10 protein-coding genes are annotated in these 13,441 nt (G+C 73.4%); 4 read left to right on the top strand and 6 right to left on the bottom strand.

Going from position 1 to position 13,441, the window contains the following annotated elements:
- Positions 1-8: 8 nt before the first annotated feature.
- Complete coding sequence (gene dtd / locus NR072_RS04975; protein ID WP_044659818.1) at positions 9-461, top strand: D-aminoacyl-tRNA deacylase; 453 nt, start codon at positions 9-11, stop codon at positions 459-461.
- Positions 462-484: 23 nt separating this feature from the next.
- On the opposite strand, the gene aspS is transcribed toward dtd, so the two are convergent.
- Positions 485-2,299 carry an aspartate--tRNA ligase gene (gene aspS, locus NR072_RS04970; protein ID WP_044659819.1) on the bottom strand — a complete coding sequence of 605 codons (1,815 nt, stop codon included), beginning with the start codon at positions 2,297-2,299 and terminating at the stop codon, positions 485-487.
- Between the two features lie 145 nt (positions 2,300-2,444).
- On the opposite strand from aspS, the gene NR072_RS04965 reads away from it, so the two are divergent.
- The gene (locus NR072_RS04965; protein WP_044659820.1) at positions 2,445-3,737 is read left to right on the top strand and encodes an APC family permease; all 1,293 of its coding nucleotides are present in this window, start codon (positions 2,445-2,447) and stop codon (positions 3,735-3,737) included.
- 60 nt (positions 3,738-3,797) lie between these two features.
- Here the strand turns inward: NR072_RS04965 and hisS are convergent, their stop codons facing one another.
- Positions 3,798-5,174 carry a histidine--tRNA ligase gene (gene hisS / locus NR072_RS04960; RefSeq protein WP_036313678.1) on the bottom strand — a complete coding sequence of 459 codons (1,377 nt, stop codon included), beginning with the start codon at positions 5,172-5,174 and terminating at the stop codon, positions 3,798-3,800.
- Between the two features lie 174 nt (positions 5,175-5,348).
- Here hisS and NR072_RS04955 point away from each other — a divergent pair, with 174 nt between their 5' ends.
- Both NR072_RS04955 and NR072_RS04950 read left to right on the top strand, forming a co-directional pair.
- A complete protein-coding gene (locus NR072_RS04955) occupies positions 5,349-6,887 on the top strand; it encodes a DUF349 domain-containing protein (RefSeq protein WP_044659821.1) in 1,539 nt (512 codons plus the stop codon).
- Positions 6,888-6,972: 85 nt separating this feature from the next.
- Positions 6,973-7,590, top strand: coding sequence for a hypothetical protein (locus NR072_RS04950; RefSeq protein WP_036380977.1), 618 nt, complete (start codon positions 6,973-6,975; stop codon positions 7,588-7,590).
- 11 nt (positions 7,591-7,601) lie between these two features.
- On the opposite strand, the gene NR072_RS04945 is transcribed toward NR072_RS04950, so the two are convergent.
- The 4 genes from NR072_RS04945 to yajC all read right to left on the bottom strand — a co-directional run bounded on the left by NR072_RS04945 (position 7,602) and on the right by yajC (position 13,386).
- Entirely contained in the window at positions 7,602-9,911 is a 2,310-nt protein-coding gene (locus tag NR072_RS04945) for a bifunctional (p)ppGpp synthetase/guanosine-3',5'-bis(diphosphate) 3'-pyrophosphohydrolase (protein WP_256836361.1), read from the bottom strand.
- Positions 9,912-10,026: 115 nt separating this feature from the next.
- Positions 10,027-11,067: a protein translocase subunit SecF gene (gene secF, locus NR072_RS04940; protein WP_036317952.1), complete on the bottom strand. Its 1,041-nt coding sequence runs from the start codon at positions 11,065-11,067 to the stop codon at positions 10,027-10,029.
- Entirely contained in the window at positions 11,064-12,884 is a 1,821-nt protein-coding gene (gene secD / locus NR072_RS04935; protein ID WP_036317949.1) for a protein translocase subunit SecD, read from the bottom strand. Before secD ends, secF begins: the two co-directional genes overlap by 4 nt.
- 70 nt (positions 12,885-12,954) lie before the next feature.
- Positions 12,955-13,386 (bottom strand): preprotein translocase subunit YajC, encoded by a 432-nt coding sequence (yajC, locus tag NR072_RS04930; protein WP_036317946.1) that lies wholly within the window; start codon positions 13,384-13,386, stop codon positions 12,955-12,957.
- Positions 13,387-13,441 lie beyond the last annotated feature (55 nt).

The following is a 13,441-nucleotide window of genomic DNA, read 5'->3' as shown; positions in this document are numbered from 1 at the left end:
ATGGCTGCATGAGAGCCGTTCTGCAACGCGCCCGTTCCGCGTCCGTGACCGTCGACGGCAAAGTCGTCGGCTCCTTCGAGGGCGAGGGGCTGGTGATCCTGCTCGGCGTGACCGTCGACGACACCGAGGCCGAGGCCGTCCAGGTGGCCCGCAAGGTGGCCGGGCTCCGCATGCTCGACGGCGAGCGGTCCCTCACCGACGCCGGTGCCCCGGCGCTCGTCGTCAGCCAGTTCACGCTGTACGGCGACGTGCGGAAGGGCCGGCGGCCGTCCTGGACGCGCGCGGCGAAGGGCAACCAGGCCGAGCCGCTCTACGAGCGGTTCACGGCCGAGCTCGAGGCCGCCGGCGTGCGCGTGGAGCGCGGGGTGTTCGGCGCGAAGATGGACGTCTCCCTCACCAACTCCGGGCCGTTCACGCTGATCGTGGACTCGGACGAGCTGGCCGGTCCGCGGCGCGGCTGAGGCGGGCCCGCCGCGGGCCCGGATCAGGCTCCCGGCTCGGCCTCGGCCTGCTTCGGCTCCGGCTGCGCGTCGACGCCGGCCTCCTTGCGCTGCTGGGCGGTGATGGGCGCCGGTGCGGCCGTCAGCGGGTCGAAGCCGCCGCCGGTCTTCGGGAACGCGATGACCTCGCGGATCGAGTCGGTGCCGGCCAGCAGGGCGACCACGCGGTCCCAGCCGAACGCGATGCCGCCGTGCGGCGGGGCGCCGTACTTGAAGCCCTCGAGCAGGAAGCCGAACTTCTCGTTCGCCTCCTCCGGGGACAGGCCCATGACCTCGAACACGCGCTCCTGCACGTCCTGACGGTGGATGCGGATGGAACCGCCGCCGATCTCGTTGCCGTTGCACACGATGTCGTAGGCGTAGGCCAGGGCCGAGCCCGGGTCGGTGTCGAAGGTGTCCGCGAACTCCGGCTTGGGCGAGGTGAACGCGTGGTGCACGGCGGTCCAGGCGCCCGCGCCCACGGCGACGTCGCCCGAGGCCACGGCGTCGGCCGCCGGCTCGAACATCGGCGCGTCCACGACCCACACGAACGCCCAGTCGGCGTCCTTCGCGGCCACGCCGTCACCGGCGTCGGTGAACAGCCCGCAGCGACGGCCGATCTCCACGCGGGCCGCACCCAGCAGCGCGCGGGACTCCTTCGGCTTGCCGGCGGCGAAGAACACGCAGTCGCCCGGGTTCGCGCCCACGGCGGCGGCCAGCCCGGCCTTCTCCTCCTCGGAGATGTTCTTGGACACCGGACCGGTCAGCTCGCCGTCCTCCTGTATGAGCACGTAGGCCAGGCCCTTGGCGCCGCGCTGCTTGGCCCACTCCTGCCACGCGTCGAGGGTGCGGCGGGCCTGGGAGGCGCCGCCCGGCATCACGACGGCGCCCACGTACTCGTTCTGGAACACGCGGAACGGGGTGTCCTTGAAGTACTCGGTCAGGTCCGTCAGCTCGAGGCCGAAGCGCAGGTCCGGCTTGTCCGAGCCGTACTTCTCCATGGCCTCGGCGTAGGTCATGCGGCGGATCGGCGTCGGCACGTCCACGCCCACGAGGGCCCACAGGGCCTTGACGATCTTCTCGCCGAGGGCGATCACGTCATCCTGCTCCACGAAGGAGGCCTCGATGTCCAGCTGGGTGAACTCGGGCTGACGGTCCGCGCGGAAGTCCTCGTCCCGGTAGCAGCGGGCGATCTGGTAGTACTTCTCGATCCCGCCCACCTGCAGCAGCTGCTTGAACAGCTGCGGCGACTGCGGCAGGGCGTACCAGGAGCCGGGAGCCAGGCGGGCCGGGACGAGGAAGTCGCGGGCGCCCTCCGGCGTCGAGCGCGTGAGGGTCGGGGTCTCGACCTCCACGAAGCCCTCGCCGTGCAGCAGCTCGCGCGCCGTCCGGTTGACCTCGGAGCGCAGGCGCATGATGCGCGAGGGCTGCGGGCGGCGCAGGTCGAGGTAGCGGTGGCGCAGCCGGGCCTCCTCGCCGACCTCCACGTGCTCGTCCACCTGGAACGGCAGCGCGGCGGCGGTGTTGAGCACCGTCACGGTCTCCGCGATCAGCTCGATCTCACCGGAGGGAAGGTTCGGGTTCTCGTTGCCCTCGGGGCGGCGCTCGACCGTGCCGGTGACCTGCAGAACCCACTCGTTGCGCAGCGGGTCGAAGTCCGCCTCGTCCCGCACCACAACCTGGGCGAAGCCCGAGGCGTCGCGCAGGTCCACGAAGGCCACGCCGCCGTGGTCTCGCCGCCGCGCCACCCAGCCGGTGACGGTGACGGTCTGGCCGATGAGCGAGGCGTTGAGCTCGCCGAGGGAGTGGGTGCGCAGCACGAGGATCCTCTCCGTCCGGTCGCCGGACGATGTGCGGGGTTCATGTGATGGTCGACGCCGTGTGATACGCCTGCGGGGCGGGCGCGCGCCGTTCCCGTCAGTCTAGTGCCCCGTCCACACTGCCCCAGCCCAGGAGGACCCCGTCATGACCGCCGCCCTGCAGCGCCGCCTGACCCTGCTCCACGCCGTCGCGATCGGCCTCGGCTCGATGATCGGCGCGGGCGTGTTCACCGCGATCGGCCTGGCGGCCGCGCTCACCGGCGGCCACCCCGGCCTGCTGTACGGGGCCCTGGCGGTCGCGGCCGTCGCGGCCCTGTGCAACGCCCTGTCCACGGCGCAGCTGGCCACCGTCCACCCCGAGTCCGGCGGCGCCTACGTCTACGGCCGGCGGCAGCTGCACCCGTGGGCCGGCTTCGTCGCCGGCTGGGGCTTCGTCACGGGCAAGACCGCGTCGGTGGCCGCGATGGCGGCCACCCTCGGCCTGTACCTCTTCCCCGACGACGCCGCCGCGGCCCGGTGGACGGGCGTGGCCGCCGTCGTCGTGCTCACCGGGGTGGCGATGGCGGGCGTGACGCGGACCGCGCAGGCGACGTTGGCGATCCTCGTGCCCGTGCTCGCCGTGCTCGTGTTGGCCATCGGCGCAGGCCTGGCGCGCGAGGCCCCCGGGGGCTCGGCCGCGGCGCTCGGCGTCGACTCCCCCGTGCAGGGCGTGCTCATGGGCGCGGGCGTCCTGTTCTTCGCGTTCGCCGGCTACGCGCGCGTGGCCACCATGGGTGAGGAGGTCATCGACCCCGCACGCACGATCCCGCGCGCCATCCTGATCGCCCTCGCCGTGACCGTGGCGTTGTACCTGCTGCTCGCCACGGCGCTGATCTCGGGCCTCGGGACCTCCGGGCTGGCCCGGTCCCCGGCGCCCGTGCGCGACCTGCTCGAGACCGCCCTGGGCTCCGGCTGGGGCTGGGTGGCGGTGGCCGGCGCCGCCCTCGCCGCGGCCGGGGCCATGCTCAACCTGCTGACGGGCATCTCCCGCACCGCCCTGGCCATGGCCCGCGAGTCCGACCTGCCCCGCCCCCTGGCACGGGTCCATGCGGGGACCGGCACGCCGTGGACGGCTCAGCTGACGGTGGCCGCGGCCGTGATCCTGCTCCTGCTCACCACGGACATCCTCACCGTGGTGGGCTTCAGCTCGTTCGGCGTGCTCGTCTACTACGCGGTGGCGAACCTGTCCGCCCTGACCCTGCGCGGGGACGACGACGGCCGCCGCCCGGCCCGGCCGCGCCCGCTGCGCGTGCCCCGCGCCGTCAACGTCCTCGGCCTGGCCCTGTGCCTGCTGCTCGCCCTCAGCCTGCCGCCGATGTCCGTGGCCGCGATGGCGGGCGTGTTCCTGATCGGGGTGGGCGGGCGCGCGTTCGTGCGGGCCGGGCGCCGGGGCCGGTGACCCGACGCGCAGACACCCACCGCCGCCGCACACCGGGGCCGGCATAGCGGCCGCGTCCGCTCAGTCCTGCGCGCGGGCGACCTGCGGCAGCAGGTCCTCGGCCGGCGGGGTCCAGTCGGCCGGGTCCGCGGCGTGCTGCTCGCCGGAGCGGATGTCCTTCACCTCGTGGACCCGCGCGCCGGCGTCGTCCCGACCCATGAACCAGACGAACGGGATGCCGCGGCGGTCCGCATACTTGATCTGCTTGCCGAACTTCTCCGCGGACACCGCGACCTCCGCGGGGATGCCGCGCTCCCGCAGCAGGGCCGCGACGTCCTGGGCCTCGGACCAGTCCTCGTCCGCCGTCAGCGCCACGTACACCGCGGTCGGCACGGAGCGGGAGGCCACGGCCATCTGCTGGGACAGCATGCGCATCACCAGCCGCGTCACGCCGATGGACAGTCCGACACCGGGGAACACGCGGTTCCCCTTGGACGCGAGCGCGTCGTAGCGGCCGCCCGAGCAGATCGAGCCGAGCTGCTCGTGGCCCACCAGGACGGTCTCGTAGACGGTGCCCGTGTAGTAGTCCAGGCCGCGCGCGATGGACAGGTCCGCCACGGCGCGCCCGGGGGCGCGGCGGTGCAGGGTGGCGACGACGTCGGCCAGCTCGGTCAGCCCCTCCTCGAGCAGCTCGTGGGTCACCCCCAGGGCGCGGACCCGCTCGACGAACGAGGTGTCCGACGTGCGGATGTCCGCCAGGGCCAGCGCCTGCGCAGCCTGCTCGGGGCTCGCGCCGACCTCCTCCTGGAGCAGCCGCGCGACCTCCTCCGGGCCGACCTTCTCCAGCTTGTCGATGCTGCGCAGCACGCCGGCGGTGTCCTCCAGGCCGATGCCCCGGTAGAAGCCCTCGGCGAGCTTGCGGTTGTTCACGCGGATGAGGAAGTCGCCGATCGGCAGGGCGCCGAGCGCCTCGGCCATCACCAGTGCGACGTCGGCGTCGTACCGGGGCGAGAGGGCGCCGTCGCCGACGACGTCGATGTCCGCCTGGGTGAACTCGCGGGCGCGGCCCTCCTGAGGGCGCTCCCCGCGCCAGACCTTCTGCATCTGGTAGCGACGGAAGGGGAAGGCGAGGTGGCCGGCGTTCTCCACGACGTAGCGGGCGAACGGCACGGTGAGGTCGAAGTGCAGGGCCAGGCGCTTGGGGTCGGCCGGGTCCTTGGGATCGCGCAGGCCCGCGGCGACCTCCTCGTCCTCGGCCAGGCGCGAGACCGCGTAGACCTCCTTGTCCACCTCGCCCTTGCGCAGCAGCTGGCCCAGGGTCTCCACGGCACGGGTCTCGATGCCGGCGAACCCGTGCAGCTCGAAGGTCCGCCGCAGCGTGTCGAGCACGTGCTGCTCCACGAGCCGCTCGGCGGGCAGCCACTCGTGGAAACCGGACAGGGAGGCCTTGCGGGACATGGCGATCCTTCGAGACGACGACGGCGGGGACGCGCGACGGTCCCCCGCCGGCGCACCGGCCCATTCTAGGCGCGGGCGCTGTCCGGCCCGGTACGCTGGCCCTGTTCGTGTCCATCCCGACCGGCCGCATCCCTCGACGACTGCGTGCCGGCGCAGTCAGGGAGAGTTCCAGCGGTGACCAATCACATGCAGCCCGACGACCAGCAGTCCCCCGCCACCGAGTCCACCCCCGCGTCGGCCGAGGCCGCCGATACGACCGTGCCCGCCGAGGCCCGGCCCGTCCCCGAGATCGTCCCCGACGCCCCGGCGCACGGTGATTCCTCCCAGCCCGCCGAGACGCCCGCCGTGCCCTCCCCGGCCGCGATGAAGAAGGCCAGCCCGGCCGCCGTGCGCCCCGCGACGCCCGCCGCCGCGTCCGTCGCCCCGGCCCCCGTCGTGGCCCCGACCGTGCCGCCCACCCCGGTGGAGGAGGCCGCCAGGTTCGCCCGGGTGAGCGAGGACGGCCACGTCACGCTGCTGGACGGGCAGGAGGAGCACGCGGTCGGCCAGGTGCCGGACGCGAGCACCGAGGACGCGCTGGCGTACTTCGTGCGCAAGTACGACGACGTGCGCGCCCAGATGGCCCTGTTCGAGCAGCGCATCGCCGCCGGCGCCCCCTCGGGTGAGCTGGGCCGGGCGCTGGGTCAGATGACGACCGCGGTGAACGAGCGCCACATGGTCGGCGACATGGACGCCCTCCGCACCCGCCTGGCGGCCCTGGAGACCCTCCTGGGCGACTACCGCGCCGCGGAACAGGAGGCCCGGCAGGCCGCCCAGGCCGAGCAGCTGGCCACCCGCGAGGCCATCGTCGCCGAGGCCGAGACCTTCGCCCAGACCCCGGCCGAGCGGATGCCCTGGAAGACCGCGTCCAAGCGCATGACGGAGCTGTTCGAGGAGTGGAAGGCCGCCCAGAAGGCCGGTCCGCGTCTGGCCAAGTCGGTCGAGGACGACCTGTGGAAGCGCTTCCGCGGCGCCCGCACCGCGTTCGACAAGACCCGCCGCGCCCACTTCTCCCGGCTGGACGCCGCCTCGGCCGAGGCCAAGCAGGTCAAGGAGCGTCTCATCGCCCGTGCCGAGGAGCTGTCCACCTCCACCGACTGGGGCGTGACCGCCGGCAAGTACCGCGACCTGATGGACGAGTGGAAGCGCGCCCCCCGGGCCTCCCGCAAGGAGGACGACGCCCTCTGGGCCCGCTTCCGCGCCGCCCAGGACGTCTTCTTCGCCGCCCGCAAGGCCGCGAACCAGGAGATCGACCGCGAGTACGGGGCCAACCTGAAGGTGAAGGAGCAGATCCTCGCCGACGGCCAGAAGCTGCTCCCGTTCACGGACGTCAAGGCCGGACGGCGCGCGCTCAACGAGCTGCGCGGGCGGTGGGAGGATGCCGGCCGCGTGCCCCGCGGGGACGTCCGCCGGATGGAGGAGGGCTTCCGCAAGCTCGAGGACGCCCTCAAGCAGGCGGAGAACGAGCACTGGCGCCGCACCGACCCGGAGACCAAGGCCCGCACGAACTCCGCCCTCACGCAGCTCGAGGAGACCATCGCGGGGCTCGAGGCGGATCTCGCCCGGGCCCAGGCCCGGGGCGACCAGCGCGCCGTCAAGAAGGCCCAGGAGGCGCTCGACGCGCGCCTGCAGTGGAAGCAGGCCCTCGAGGCCTCGGCCTCCGAGCTCCGCTGAGCCCCACCCGTCTCGAGCACGCCCCCGCGGCCCGCCTGTCCACAGGCGGCCGCGGGGGCGTCCCCGTCTCTGGCAGGATCCGGGCATGACGACCGTGACGATCGAGGAGACCGCCCCGACCGGGGCACTCGTGCTGGCGGGCGACCCCTTCACGGAGCCGGAGCTGCAGGCGCTCGGCGCGCGGGGCGCCGTGCGGCCGCTGCTGCCCGGGGTGTGGGCGCGGCCGGACGCCGCGGACGATCCCGCGGTCCGGGCCGCTGCCCTGTGGACCCTCGGCGGCCCGCTCCTGGCCGCCGGCTGGACCGCGATCGGCCCGTCGGCGGCCTGGATCCTGGCCGGCGGCGCGGCGCCCGGGCGGCTGCACGCGGCCGTGCCGCACTTCCACCGGCGCCCCGCCGGCGGGGGCCTGCTGCCCTGGACGCTCACGCAGTCGGACGTCGCGGCCGATGCCACGGGCGTCGCCCCCGCCGAGCACGACGTGCTCCGCTTCGGCCCCGTGCGGGTCACGACGCCCGCCCGGACAGTCGAAGACCTGCTGCTCAGCGCCGACCCGGATGCGGCGCGGCGCGCGGCCGCCGTGATCGGCGCCCACGGCGCCGCCGGGCTGCGGGAGCGGCTGGCCCGCCGGACCCGCCGTGCCGGCGTCGTGGCGGCCCGGCGCCGGCTGGGCGCGCTGCTGGCGGCGCTGGACGTCCCCGACTGAGGCCGGGAGGCTCAGGTGCGGTGCACGTCGAAGACGCCGTCGATGCGGCGCACCGCGTCGATCACGTGGCCGAGGAACCGGGGGTCGCCCATCTCGAAGACGAACCGGCTCATCGCCACGCGGTCGCGGGTGGTGTTCACGGAGGCCGAGAGGATGTTCACGTGGTTCTCGGAGAGGACCCGGGTGACGTCGGAGAGCAGCGACTTGCGGTCCAGCGCCTCGATCTGGATCTCCACCAGGTAGACGGTGTCCCGCGACGGCGCCCAGCTGACCGGGGTGCGGCGCTCCGGCTCCTGCGCGAGCAGGGTCGCCAGGTTGGGACAGTCGACCCGGTGCACGGAGACCCCGGAGCCGCGGGTGACGAACCCGTCGATGGCGTCCGGCGGCACCGGGTTGCAGCACCGTGCCAGCTTGGCCATGACGCCGCCGTCGCCGTCCACGAGCACGCCGGCGTCGTTGGTGGCCCGCGCGGGGGCGCGCCGCGACTGGGCCGGGACCAGCTCCTGCAGGTCCACCTCGCCGACGGTCAGCTCGCCCTCCGGCTCGGCCTGCGTCGACGTCGGCGGAGCGAGGCGCTCCGCGACGCGTTCCTGCACGGACTGGGCGGACACGTGGCCGTCGCCGAGGGCCACGAACAGCCCGTCGAGGTCCGCGTAGCCGAGATCCGTGGCCACCTGCACCAGCTCCTCGCCGCCGAGCACCTGCTGCACGGCCATGCCGGCCTTGCGCAGCTGACGGGTCAGCGACTCGCGTCCCCGGTCGGCCTGCTCGTCGCGGCGCTGCGTGGCGAAGTGGTGACGGATCTTGGACCGGGCCCGCGGCGAGACCACGAAGCCCAGCCAATCCCGGCTCGGCCCCGCGTCCTCGGCGCGCGAGGTGAAGACCTCCACGGTGTCGCCGTGGCTGAGCGGCGTGGACAGCGGGACGAGCTTGTCGTTGACCCGGGCGCCGATGGTGCGGTGGCCGACGTCGGTGTGGATGGCGTAGGCGAAGTCCACGGGCGTGGAGCCGGCCGGCAGGGTGCGGATCTCCCCCTTCGGCGTGAAGACGTACACCTCGTCCGCCCCGATCTGGGTGCGCAGCGAGGCGAGGAACTCGTCCGGGTCCCGGGTGTCCGCCTGCCAGTCCATCACCGAGCGCAGCCAGGCCGGCGTGGCCTGCACCGGCGCCTGGCCGGCGACCTGGGCCTTGTACCGCCAGTGCGCGGCGACGCCGTACTCGGCCTGGCGGTGCATCTCCTGCGTGCGGATCTGGATCTCCACCGGCTTGCCGCCCGGCACCATCACCGTGGTGTGCAGGGAGCGGTACATGTTGAGCTTCGGGACCGCGATGTAGTCCTTGAACCGGCCCGGGACCGGGTTCCAGCGCGCGTGGATGACGCCGAGCACGGCGTAGCAGTCACGCACGGAGTCCACGAGCACCCGGATGCCCGTGAGGTCGTGGATGTCGTCGAAGTCCTTCCCGCGCGTCACCATCTTCTGGTAGATCGAGTAGTAGTGCTTCGGCCGTCCGGTGACGGTCGCCCGGATCCGGTGCTCGCGCAGGTGCTCCTCGATCACGGTGCGCAGCGCCGCGATGTGCTTCTCCCGCTCCGGGTTGCGCTCCCCCACGAGGCGCACGATCTCCGCGTACATCTTGGGCTTGAGGGCGGCGAAGGAGAGGTCCTCGAGCTCCCACTTGACGGTGTTCATGCCGAGCCGGTGGGCCAGCGGGGCGTAGATGTCCAAGGTCTCCTGGGCCTTGCGGGCGCTGGACTCCGAGGAGACGTACCGCCACGTCCGCGCGTTGTGCAGCCGGTCGGCGAGCTTGATGAGCAGGACGTTCACGTCCTGGGCCATCGCGATGACCATCTTGCGCACGGTCTCGGCCTGCGCCGCGGCGCCGTAGGTCACCTTGTCCAGCTTGGTCACGCCGTCCACGAGGAGGGCGACCTCGGAGCCGAAGTCGGCGCGGAGGCGCTCCAGGGAGTAGTCCGTGTCCTCGACGGTGTCGTGCAGCAGGGCCGCCAGGAGCGTCGGGCCCGTCACGCCGATCTCGGCGAGGATCGTGGCGACCGCGACGGGGTGGGTGATGTACGGGTCCCCGGAGCGCCGCATCTGCCCCTCGTGTGCCGCGCGGGCGACCTCGAAGGCGCGGACGATCTCGGCCAGCTCGGTCTTGGTGGCTCGCTGCCGCACGGTGCGCATCAGCGGCTCGAGCAGGGGCGAGTACTCGGTGGCGTGCCGGCCGGTCAGGCGTGCGATCCGGCTGCGGGGCCGGACCGGGGCGGGACGGGCCGGGGCGGGACGGGCCGGGGCGGGAGTGGGGTCCTGCTCGCTCATGGGCCACGCCTCCTGACTCGTGCGGCCCCGACCGCTCCGGCCGGGATGATCGGCGAGTCTACCCGCGCCCGTCCCACCCCGCCCCAGGAAGACCACCGGGGCCGCAGCGGCTCCGTCAGAGTCGCGCGCCGTCGTCCCAGGGGGCGACGTCGGGATCGGTGACCGCCTCTGAGGCACGCTCCCGGGCGGCGCGGGCCGCGGCCCGGGCGTCGTGGTCGCGCACGTCCGGGTCGTTGCGGCGCAGCAGGGCGTACAGCGGCGCCTGGAGGAACAGGGTGGACAGGGTGCCCACGATGATGCCCACGAACAGCGCGAGCGCGATGTCCCGCAGCGTGCCGGCACCGAGCAGCCCCGCGCCGATGAACAGGATCGAGCCGACCGGCAGGATGCCGACGACGGAGGTCGTGATGGACCGGACGAGCGTCTGGTTCACCGCGAGGTTCACGTTCTCGACGAAGGAGCGCTCCGGGTCCTCCTCGGCCCCGATCGTGTTCTCGCGGATCTTGTCGAAGACCACCACGGTGTCGTAGAGCGCGTACGACAGGATCGTGAGGAAGCCGATGATGGCCGACGGCGTGATCTCGAAGCCGGTGGCGCCGTAGATGCCGGCGGTCAGCGCGACCACGTAGAGCATGCCGAGCACGGCGGCCAGGGACATCTTCCAGGTGCGGAAGTACACGGCCATGAACAGGGTCACGAGCACCACGAAGATCACCAGGCCGATCAGGGCCTGCTGCGACACCGCGGCGCCCCAGGTCGGCCCCACGAAGGTCGAGGTCACCTGGTCCTGGCCGACGCCGTAGGCCTCCTGCAGGTTCGCGGCCACGGCTCGGGTCTGGGCGTCGTCGAGCTGCTCGGTCTGGACGCGCACGGTGCCCGGGGCGACGTTCGTGACGGTGGCGTGGCCGTCGGCCAGCACGTCGGTCACGGCGCGCTCGCCCGCGGCCACGTCGGTGGAGGCCGTCTGCGAGACGGTGAACTCGGAGCCGCCCCGGAACTCGATGCCGAGGTTGAAGCCACCGCGGAGGGCGGTCAGGCCGCCGGCGAGGACGAGCAGCAGGGCGGCGAGGGCGAACCACCGCCGCCAGCGCTGGATGAACGGGTAGGAGATGCGGCCCGAGTAGAGGGCGTTGCCCCAGTCGGCGAAGCGGTTCACTGGTCCTCCTCCTGGCGGCGTCGCTCGGCGCGGCGTCGCTCGGCGATCGTCATGGGCGGCGCGGTGCGCGAGCGGCGGCCGCCCCCCCGGGCGGACGAGCCCGCGCGGGGGGCGCCCGTCGCGACGAGCGGGCGCGGGGCGTCGGCGGCCGCCGCGTCAGCCGGCTCGTCGGAGTCCTCCGCCGGGAGCCCGGTGCGGGGGGCGTGGGCGGGCTCGCGGAAGCGGCCGGCGCCCTGATACAGGGACGGCCCGCCCAGCAGCGACGGGTCCAGTCCGGACATCGGGTGTCCCTCGCCCACGAAGCGGGTCTGGGCCAACAGCACCATGAGCGGGTGGGTGAACATGAACACCACGATCAGGTCGGCGATCGCGGTGAGGCCGAGGGTGAACGCGAAGCCGCGCACGTTGCCGACGGCCACGAAGTACAGCACGACGGCGGCCAGCAGGTTCACGGCCTTGGACGCGGTGATCGTCCGCCGGGCGCGCTTCCAGCCCTCGTGCACGGCGACGGGCACGGTGTGGCCCGCGCGCAGCTCGTCCTTGATGCGTTCGAAGTAGACGATGAACGAGTCCGCCGTCAGACCGATCGCCACGATGAGCCCGGCGATGCCCGCGAGGGACAGGCGGTAGTTGTCCGTCCAGCCCAGGATCGCGATGGTCAGCCACGTCAGCACGCCCGCCACGATGATCGAGGCGAAGGTCAGCAGGCCCAGGGCCCGATACTGGAAGAACTGGTACACGGCCACGAGGCCGAGGCCGATCAGGCCGGCGATCAGGCCCCAGAAGAGCTGGTCCCGGCCGAGCGTGGCGGAGATCTGCTGCTCGGACTCGATCGAGAAGGAGATCGGCAGGGAGCCGTAGTTGAGCTGCTCGGCCAACTGCGCCGTCGTCTGCTCGTTCAGGGTGGGGCCGCTGATCTGCGCGCTGCCGTTGGTGATGACCACGTTGGACTGCGGCGCGGAGATCACGTCCCCGTCCAGCAGGATCGCGAACTGCTTGCGCGGGTCGCCCTCGGGGTACGGGGTGAGCTTCTGGGTGACCTCCGTGAAGGCCTTGGTGCCCTCCTCGTCGAACTCGATGTTGACGACCCACTGGTTGGTGGAGACGCCGCCCTGGGCCTGGGCCATGCCGTTGGACGCGCCCTTGATCTGGGTGCCCGGGATGACCACGGGGCCCAGGATGTACTTCTGGGCCGGCGTGACGGCGCCGTCGGCGAGCTCCTCGGAGGGCTGGCAGGCGACGATCGCCCGGTCGGACGGCGGCGGGGGCGCGGCCGGGTCCCGCGGGGCGGTGCAGTCCGTGGCCTGGAACTCGGCCAGCAGGGCCGGGGTGACCCAGTTCGGGTCGTAGGCGTCCGCCGGCTCCCCGTCGGGCTTCGGCAGCTGGTCTTCTGGCAGGCGCTGGTCCTCGGGGGTGGCCTCCCCCGGGCCGGACTGCAGCACGGGGCGGAACTGCATGTCCGCGGACGCCTGGATCAGGCGGCGGGTCTCCTCGTCCGGGACCCCGGGCAGGGAGACGACCACGTTCTGGGAGCCCTGCGTGGCGACCTCCGCCTCGGCCACGCCGGAGCCGTCCACACGCTGGCGGATGATCTCCACGGCCTGGTCCAGCTGCTCGGGGGTGACGGACTCGCCCGTCGAGGTCTGGGGGGCCAGCACCATCTGCGTGCCGCCCTCGAGGTCGAGGGCGAGCTTGGGAGCCCAGGAGGCCGCGCCGGAGGCCACGCCCCCGCCGAGGATCGCGGCCAGGACCACGAGGAGGGCGGCCAGCCAGGCCAGGGTGCGCCCGGCGGAGCCGGTGGGTGTTCTCTTCGCCATTGCTCAGGTGCTTCCGTCACATTCGAGCGGCCCCGCCAGGCGGGGCCGCGTGTGCAGGGGTGGGTGGGCCTCAGGCCAGGTCGTCGCGGCGCGGACGCGGGTCGTCGGCGTCGTCGGCGCGGTACTCGGTGCCGGGGGCGTCATCCAGACGCGACGGGTCCGTGGTGGGCGCGGCGGCCGTCTCCGGCTCCACGACGGTGGTGACGCCCTGCAGGTGCACGTCCATGCGGGTGCCCGGGGCGGTCTCCAGCGTCACCCGCTGGCCCTCGGTGTCCACGGCCACGACGGTGCCGAAGATGCCGGCGCCCGTCATGACCTCGACGCCTGGGGCGAGGGTGCTGCGCATCTGCGCCTGCTGCTGCTGCATCTTCTTGCCCTTGCGGAAGGAGAGGAAGAGCATCACCGCGAGCAGGGCGAAGGCGATGAGCATGAGCAGGCTGCCGCCACCCCCCTGGGCCTGCTGGGCGATCACGGGCAGGGTCGCGGCGGTGGCGACGGGCATGGGGGACTCCTGATGCTCGGGGTGGGCGGGCCTGTCCAGTGTAGGGGCCCGCCCT

This window comes from Micrococcus sp. Mcc89, assembly GCF_024519795.1.
Classification (GTDB): domain Bacteria; phylum Actinomycetota; class Actinomycetes; order Actinomycetales; family Micrococcaceae; genus Micrococcus; species Micrococcus luteus.
The sequence above is the reverse complement of the archived record's forward strand: the minus strand, read 5'-3'. Positions and strand labels throughout refer to the sequence as shown.

Coding starts and splice junctions, on each gene's coding strand:
- hisS (WP_036313678.1), bottom strand. CDS start 5,174: ATGTCCCGCAAGGCCTCCCTGTCCGGTTTCCACGAGTGGCTGCCCGCC.
- NR072_RS04965 (WP_044659820.1), top strand. CDS start 2,445: ATGACCGCCGCCCTGCAGCGCCGCCTGACCCTGCTCCACGCCGTCGCG.
- NR072_RS04945 (WP_256836361.1), bottom strand. CDS start 9,911: ATGAGCGAGCAGGACCCCACTCCCGCCCCGGCCCGTCCCGCCCCGGCC.
- yajC (WP_036317946.1), bottom strand. CDS start 13,386: ATGCCCGTCGCCACCGCCGCGACCCTGCCCGTGATCGCCCAGCAGGCC.
- secD (WP_036317949.1), bottom strand. CDS start 12,884: ATGGCGAAGAGAACACCCACCGGCTCCGCCGGGCGCACCCTGGCCTGG.
- NR072_RS04950 (WP_036380977.1), top strand. CDS start 6,973: ATGACGACCGTGACGATCGAGGAGACCGCCCCGACCGGGGCACTCGTG.
- dtd (WP_044659818.1), top strand. CDS start 9: ATGAGAGCCGTTCTGCAACGCGCCCGTTCCGCGTCCGTGACCGTCGAC.